At 76.3% G+C, this 6,355-nt stretch carries 6 protein-coding genes; 4 read left to right on the top strand and 2 right to left on the bottom strand.

The window, feature by feature from the left end; genetic code table 11:
• The coding region (locus ADK60_RS27710) for a glycosyltransferase (protein ID WP_053649600.1) at nucleotides 1–984 on the bottom strand (984 nt) is incomplete at its 3' end.
• An 18-nt stretch (nucleotides 985–1,002) separates the two neighbouring features.
• Between ADK60_RS27710 and ADK60_RS27705 the strand changes: the two genes are divergently transcribed.
• On the top strand, nucleotides 1,003–1,788 hold the full coding sequence (locus tag ADK60_RS27705) for a glutamate racemase (RefSeq protein WP_053649585.1): 786 nt from the start codon (nucleotides 1,003–1,005) through the stop codon (nucleotides 1,786–1,788).
• A gap of 189 nt (nucleotides 1,789–1,977) precedes the next feature.
• Here the strand turns inward: ADK60_RS27705 and ADK60_RS47845 are convergent, their stop codons facing one another.
• Complete coding sequence (locus tag ADK60_RS47845; protein WP_286185310.1) at nucleotides 1,978–3,276, bottom strand: polysaccharide deacetylase family protein; 1,299 nt, start codon at nucleotides 3,274–3,276, stop codon at nucleotides 1,978–1,980.
• A gap of 467 nt (nucleotides 3,277–3,743) precedes the next feature.
• On the opposite strand from ADK60_RS47845, the gene ADK60_RS27695 reads away from it, so the two are divergent.
• The 3 genes from ADK60_RS27695 (at nucleotide 3,744) to ADK60_RS27685 (ending at nucleotide 6,336) form a co-directional block, all read left to right on the top strand.
• The gene (locus ADK60_RS27695; RefSeq protein ID WP_159394384.1) at nucleotides 3,744–4,016 is read left to right on the top strand and encodes a hypothetical protein; all 273 of its coding nucleotides are present in this window, start codon (nucleotides 3,744–3,746) and stop codon (nucleotides 4,014–4,016) included.
• Nucleotides 4,017–4,316: 300 nt separating this feature from the next.
• Nucleotides 4,317–5,159 (top strand): polysaccharide deacetylase family protein, encoded by an 843-nt coding sequence (locus ADK60_RS27690; RefSeq protein ID WP_045942751.1) that lies wholly within the window; start codon nucleotides 4,317–4,319, stop codon nucleotides 5,157–5,159.
• Entirely contained in the window at nucleotides 5,152–6,336 is a 1,185-nt protein-coding gene (locus ADK60_RS27685; protein WP_053649583.1) for a glycosyltransferase, read from the top strand. The genes ADK60_RS27690 and ADK60_RS27685 overlap by 8 nt, the downstream gene beginning before the upstream one ends.
• The last annotated feature ends 19 nt before the right edge of the window (nucleotides 6,337–6,355 follow it).

The raw sequence follows: 6,355 nt of genomic DNA, 5'->3' as shown, positions 1-6,355 counted from the left end.
CGGCCAGGCACCCGCCGCCACCCCCGCCAGCACCGCCACCGGCGGCACCAGGTACACCAGTGTCAGCCCCAGCACCGTCCCCAGCAGCAGCACCGGAGAATGCCGCAGCTGGGCGTACGCGCTGCGCGACACCATCCGCCACAGCTGCGCCAGCCGCGGGTACGGGCGCACGCTGTCCACCTGCTCGGCCAGGCCCAGCCAGGTCCGGCCCCCGGTGGCCTTCACCGCCCGGGCGAGGGAGACGTCGTCGATGACCGCGCCCCGGATCGCCGCCACCCCGCCCGCCCGCTCCAGCGCCTCCCGCCGCACCAGCGAGCAGCCGCCGGCCGCCGCCGCCGTCCGGGAACCGGGCCGGTTGCTCCACCGGAACGGGTAGAGCTGGGCGAAGAAGTACACGAAGGCCGGCACGATCAGCCGCTCCCACCCCGTCTCCACCCGCAGCTGGGCCATCTGCGACACCAGGTCCAGCCGGTTCGCCTCCGCCGCCGCCACCAGCTCGGCCAGCGAGTCCGGCCCGTGCGCGATGTCCGCGTCCGTCAGCAGCAGGTACTCGGCGTCCGCCCCCGCCAGCTCCACCCCGTGCCGCACCGCCCACAGCTTGCCCGTCCAGCCCGGCGGCAGCGGGGGAGGGGAAGCCACCGTCAGCTCCAGGCCCCCCGGGGCGGCGAGCGAACGCGCCAGCGCACCGGTGCCGTCCGTGCTGTGGTCGTCCACCAGCACCACCCGCGCCCGCCCCGGGTACTTCTGCGCCAGCAGGCTCGGCAGGGACAGCGGCAGCACCTCGGCCTCGTCCCGGGCCGGCACCACCACCGCCACCTGCGGCCACCGCACGGGCGGACGGCGCGGCGGCAGACGGACATCGGTACGCCAGAACAACCCGTGGCAGCCCGCCAGCCAGAGCCAGACCAGCAGGGAGAGCACGGCGATCCACAGCAGGACGGTCACCCGGGCAGTCTGCCGCACCAAGGGCCCGCGGCGGGGCATCGACTAAAGTCTTGAAGCGTGAAGATCGCACTGATGGACTCGGGAATCGGCCTGCTGGCCGCCGCCGGCGTACTCCGGACCATGCGCCCGGACGTCGATCTGGTGCTCTCCTCCGACCCCGCCTCGATGCCCTGGGGCCCCCGCACGCCCGAGGAGATCACCGAACTCGCCCTCGGCTGTGCCCGCGCCGCCGCCGCGCACGAACCGGACGCGCTGATCATCGCCTGCAACACCGCCTCCGTGCACGCGCTCGCCGCCCTCCGCGCCGAGCTGGAGCCCGCGCTCCCGGTCATCGCCACCGTCCCGGCGATCAAGCCGGCCGCCGCGCTCGGCGGCCCGGTCGCCATCTGGGCCACCCCGGCCACCACCGGCAGCGCGTACCAGCGCGGACTGATCCGCGACTTCGCCGGAACCGCCGCCGTCACCGAGGTGGCCTGCCCCGGGCTCGCCGACGCCGTGGACCACGGCGACCAGGCGGCGATCGACGCGGCCGTCGCCGACGCCGCCGCCCGGACCCCGGCCGGAACGGCGGCCCTGGTTCTCGGCTGCACCCACTACGAACTGGTCGCCGAACGCATCCGCGCCTCCGTCGCACCGACCGCCCTGCCCTCGCTCACCCTGCACGGCTCCGCCGAACCGGTCGTCGCCCAGGCCCTCCGCCGCGTCGCCGACCCCACCCGCCGCGGTAACGGCACCCTCACCGTCCTGCACGCCGGCACCCCGACCACCCTCCCCGCCGTCGCCCTGGCCTACCCCGGCACCGCCCTCCTCGGAGCCCCCGCGATCCCGACCCCGGCCGCCTGAGCCCCGGCCGCCCGGGGCGTCGGGCGGCGTGGGGACACCCTCCGCGGCTGCTGCCCGGAGCGCCCGGGTGCAACCGGGCGCTCCGGGCAGCAGCCGTCGGCCGCTCCGACTTCCTACGCGTGCCCCCACCTGCGCCCGGCCCCGCTGGCGGGCGCAGGAAGTCGGGTCGGCCGACTCCCTGCGCGGGGGTCAGGCGGCCTGGCCGCGCCAGCGGCGGTAGGCGGGTTCGAGGCCGGAGAGGATGGTGTCGAAGCGGCGGGTGCTGGTGGTCGAGTCGACCTGGAGCCGGCTGATCTGGAGCGGGTGGGAGGGGAGCCGGGGGCCGAGGCGGTGGTCGGAGAGGAAGCCGAGCCGGTAGCCCAGCTCCTGGAGGACGCCCTCGGCCCGGACGTCGTGGCCGCCGTCCGGGTAGGCGAAGGCGATCGGCGGCTCGCCGAGCCAGCGGGTGAGGGCCTCGTGGGCGCCGGTGATCTCGGCCCGGACGGTGGCGTCGTCGCAGCGGCCGAGGCACGGGTGCCCCTGGGTGTGGTTGCCGATGGCGACGCCGCCCTCGCGGAGCGCCAGCAGGTCGGCGGGGGTGAGCTGCTCCTGGCCGGGCGGGCGCCGGTCCGCGCTGACCCGCAGCTCCTGGAGGCTGCGCCGACGGTCCGGGTCGGGCATCGCCTTGAGCCGGCGGAGCAGCTGCGAGGGGTGGCCGCAGTCCAGCGAACGGGCCCGCCCGCCGTGCCGGGCGAGGAAGTCGGCCTCGTGCCACCAGAACGGCCGCTCCGTCCCGATCAGCTCGGAGATGACGAAGGCCGCGGCCGGGATACCGCGTTCGATCAGTGCGGGAAGCGCGTGGGTCAGGACGCTGCGGTCGGCGTCGTCGAAGGTCACCAGCACACTGCGGGCGGGCAGCGGACGTCGTTCGGCGACGGCTTCCTGCACGGCGGCGAGCGAGACGGGTGTCGCGAGTCTTCGCAGCCGGTCGAGCTGCGCGCCGAACGATCGGGGGTCGGTGACCCCGTGGTAGGCGAGCACGGCGAGCCGCTGCGCCGCCCGGGCCCGGAACAGCGGCTGGACGGGTACGAACCGCAGCCACTCGCCCCGCGCGTCGGCCGGGCTGCCGGCCGGGCTGCCGACAGGAGCGCTGGCAGGAGCGCCGACGGGAGCGACGGCCGGGCCCTCGACGCGCTCGGGTGTCCGCCGTCCGGGCGTCGCCGCCGGCGCGGGCGCCAGGGCCCGGGCGGGCCGGGAGCAGGTACGGGTGGCCGCGGCGGACCGGGTGGTCGCGGGGGACCGCCGGTTCCGGCCGCCGGGCTGGGTGGCGACCGGCTGCCCGTCGGTCGGCACGGCACTCGCGGGGGACGCGGCCGCCGACCGCGCGGGGCCGGGCGCGGGCGGCGGGGCGGCGGTCGGTGGCGGCCGCAGGTCCGACAGGGCGGTCACCACGGCCCTGTTGAGTGCGGTGAGGCCGGAGGTCGACGTCGTGGAATGGGACTGCGGCACGGTTCCCCCTCGGTCGCCGATGCGGCGTGGCGGTACCGCCGGAGGACAGAGCCCGGCCTCCGACTCCAGGGCACGGCGGCTCCGCCCCCTGGGTATCTCCGGTCCACGGCGGGGACTCCCAACCCGCACCGCGGACGGCTCCTGGATCGCTCAATGTAATGGAGACAGCTACGCCCCGTTGATGGTTGTACCGGACCGGCAAGGTTTTTTCGCAGCGCGGGAACAATCCCGGGACGGAGCCGGAACGAACCCGGGACGACGACGGATCGGGCGCCGCAGTGGGCGCCGCAGTAGGTGTCGCAGCGGGCACCGCCGGGGTGCCGCGACGGACACCCCGGCGCGCGCCGGGGCGCACCGGCGGAGTGCCTGCGCACGCCCCGCCCGGCCGCACCGTCGGTGACCCGAGGTGGCCGAAAGGTCACGCTCCGCGGGCTGCTCCGGCGGCGGCCCCGAGGTACCTTGGGCTCATGGCAGATGCGGAACGTGATCACCAGCACCCGCACGGCGCGACCCGGATGCCGCGGTTCTGGCACGGTGGCGCCCTGGTCACCCACCAGGTGCCGCTGGCGCTGGTCGGTCTGGCCTGCCTCGCGCTGGGCATCGTGGTCGCGGTCGTGGTTCCGGACAGTGACGGACCGGCCTGGGCGATGGCGGTCGCCGGCTGCCTCGCCGCCGGTGTGCTGCTGCTCGGCCGGATCGGTGTCGCGGTGTTCCGCCGGCACCGCCGCGCGGCGGCCTGAGCCGACCGGGCGCGGACGCCCCGGTTCCCCGGGGCGGTTCCCTGGAGCGGTTCCCCGGCCTCCCGGCCCGGGGGTTTGTCGAATTCCGTCGGAACCGGTCGCGCACCGAACTCCCGAGCGGATCCGTCCGGTCGGATCGGCCGGTTTTCGGCCCAACTGCCAACTCCTTCTCGCTTCTTTCACAATTCCGGGGCACCAGCCCCACAGTTCCCCCTACTGTGATGTCGGTCCGGGGCGCCAACCGCGCCGGATGCGAGGCCACTTGCCGGCGCCGGGGAGGGTGCCGCAGAGGGGGGAGCGATGAGCGGCAGCGCCGTGCCCGGAACGGCCCCGGTCTCCGGGGGGATCCGGGCCCAGGTGAAGCGCCAGCTGGCGCGCCGGGTCGGGAGCAGTCCCGGCGAGGGCGCCACCGTGCTGATCTACCACCGGGTCGGCGGCGGGAGCCCGGACGAGCTGGACGTCGCCACCGCCGACTTCGCCGCCCAGGCCGACCTGCTCGCCGCCCTGCCGCCCGGCCGGGTGGTCTCCCTGGACGAGGCCACCGACCGGATCGAGTCGGGCCGCCGCACCCCGGGCGTCGTCCTCACCTTCGACGACGGCTTCGCGGACGTGTTCGAGAACGCCTGGCCGCTGCTGCGCGAGCGCCGGCTGCCGTTCACCGTCTACCTGGCCAGCGGCCACGTCGGCGGCGAGATGCGCTGGGAGGGATCGACCGCCAAGGCCGCCGGTGCCCCCGCGCTCAGCTGGGAGCAGCTGCGCGAGATGACCGCCTCCGGCCTGTGCACGGTCGCCAACCACACCCGCACCCACGCCCGCCCCGAGCTGCTCACCACCGCCGAGCTGGACGCCTGCAACGACGAGGTCGAGGAGCACCTGGGCGTCCGTCCCAGCCACTACGCCTACACCTGGGGCGTGCCGGTCCCGCACATGGAGCCCGCGCTGCGCGCCCGCTTCCGGACCGCCGCCACCGGCGAGGTCGGCCGCAACACCCCCGGGGTCGACCCGGTGCGGCTGCGCCGGGTGCCGGTCCGCCGCACCGACCCGATCGACTTCTTCCGCGCCAAGCTGCACGGCCGGCTGATCCCCGAGCGCGCCTACGCCAGGATCGTCGCCACCGCGAAGGCGGTGGGCGCCCGTGCCTGAGGACCGGATACCCCCGCGACTGCGCGGCCCCGGCGGCCGACCGCTGCGCGTCGCCCACCTCACCACCGTCGACATGAGCCTCCAGCTGCTCCTCGCCACCGAGCTCAAGGTCGACCTGGAGGCCGGCTTCGAGACGTACGGGATCAGCGCCCCGGGCCCGTACGTGCCTGACCTGGCGGCGATCGGGGTGCGGCACGAGCCGCTGCACGCGCTGACCCGGGCCTGGGAGCCGCGGGCCGACGCCGCCGCGGCCCGCGAACTCCTGGCCGTGCTCCGCCGGGTCCGCCCGGACGTGCTGCACACCCACAACCCGAAGACCGGTGTGCTCGGGCGGGTCCTCGGCCGACTGGCCCGCGTCCCGGTGGTGGTCAACACCTGCCACGGGCTGTGGGCGCAGGCGCACGACCCGTTCGCCAAGCGCGCCTTCGTGCTCGGCGCGGAGGCCTTCGCCGCCCGCTTCTCGCACGCCGAGCTGTACCAGAACGGCGAGGACCGGCGGACCCTGGCCCGCGCCGTCCCGGCCCGCCGCTCGCGGGTGGTCGGCAACGGCGTGGACCTCACCCGCTTCGCCACCGATCCCGGCGAACGCGCCCGAGCCCGGGCCCGACTGCGCGCCGAGCTTGGCCTCGGGCCGGACGAGCTGCTGGTCGGCGGGGTCGGCCGCCGGGTCGCCGAGAAGGGCATCGGGGAGTACGCCGAGGCCGCCCGCGCCCTGGCCGGCAAGGCCAGGTTCGTCTGGATCGGCCCCGACGACCCGGACAAGCCGGACGCCCACGGCGCCGAGTCCGGGGTCGCCTTCCTCGGTCCGCGCGCCGACATGCCCGCCGTCTACGCCGCGCTGGACGTCTTCGTCCTCCCCTCCTACCGGGAGGGGTTCTCCCGTTCCGCCATGGAGGCCGCCGCCGGCGGTCTGCCGATGGTGCTCAGCGACATCCGGGGCTGCCGCGAGGTCGGCACCCACGACGAGCACCTGCTCCTCGCCCCGCCCGGGGACGCCCGGGCCCTCACCAGTGCGCTGGACCGGCTCCTCACCGAGCCCGGCCTGCGCGAGCGCCTCGGCGCGGCGGCCCGCCGCCGTGCCGGGGCGGCGTTCGACCAACGGGCGGTCGCCGCCGTCTCGCTGGCCACCTACGCGGCCGTCGCCCGCGCGAAGGGGCTGCCCTGGACGGTCGGCTGAGCCCGCCCACGACCACACC

The organism is Streptomyces sp. XY431 (assembly GCF_001279805.1).
GTDB lineage: Bacteria > Actinomycetota > Actinomycetes > Streptomycetales > Streptomycetaceae > Kitasatospora > Kitasatospora purpeofusca.
Note: the sequence above shows the minus strand (reverse complement) of the source record. Positions and strands in the feature narration are given on the sequence as shown.